General features: G+C 53.8%; 1 pseudogene. It reads left to right on the top strand.

Annotation, left to right across the window (positions count from 1 at the left end):
* Positions 1–8: 8 nt before the first annotated feature.
* Positions 9–251: pseudogene (gene rmuC, locus ACTHS4_RS12215) on the top strand (DNA recombination protein RmuC); the annotation flags it as partial.

The raw sequence follows: 251 nt of genomic DNA, 5'->3' as shown, positions 1-251 counted from the left end.
TATTGTAAAATTCCGGTCTTCAAAAAGGCCGCTATTAAATTTTTCAAGGTTCCTGCTTCCGCCACGAAGCAGACGGCACCCAGCGCCGCCTCCAGCCCGACGTCCTAATCAATCTGCCCGACAACAAACAAATCGTCATCGACTCCAAAGTATCGCTGACCGCCTACGTCCGCTATACGCATAGCACCGGCGCAGAAGCAGAACGCGAGCTTGCCAACCACGTCGCTAGCATCCGCGCCCATATCAAAAGC

The organism is Neisseria sp. P0014.S009 (assembly GCF_051958155.1).
GTDB lineage: Bacteria > Pseudomonadota > Gammaproteobacteria > Burkholderiales > Neisseriaceae > Neisseria > Neisseria flavescens_C.
This window is presented reverse-complemented; position numbering and strand designations above follow the sequence as displayed.